General features: G+C 74.3%; 1 pseudogene. It reads right to left on the bottom strand.

Going from position 1 to position 218, the window contains the following annotated elements:
* Positions 1–218: pseudogene (locus QWY28_RS24080) on the bottom strand (hypothetical protein); the annotation flags it as partial.

The following is a 218-nucleotide window of genomic DNA, read 5'->3' as shown; positions in this document are numbered from 1 at the left end:
AGGTTGCCGTCGAGCCGCATCAGCCCGCGGGGGCTGTCGTAGAAGTGGCCGGTGCTCATCGTCGCCGCGGCGGCCAGGTCGACCCGGCCGCGCACCTGGCCCATCCGGGCGAGGAACCGGATCGCCTCGTAGCAGGACTCCCCGACCGCGTTGAGCGCCGGCGCCCACGGACCGAAGCGCGGGTGGTAGGCGCGGTCGAGCTCGGTGCTCTCCGCGGT

This window comes from Nocardioides oceani, assembly GCF_030412965.1.
Classification (GTDB): Bacteria; Actinomycetota; Actinomycetes; order Propionibacteriales; family Nocardioidaceae; genus Nocardioides; species Nocardioides oceani.
The sequence above is the reverse complement of the archived record's forward strand: the minus strand, read 5'-3'. Positions and strand labels throughout refer to the sequence as shown.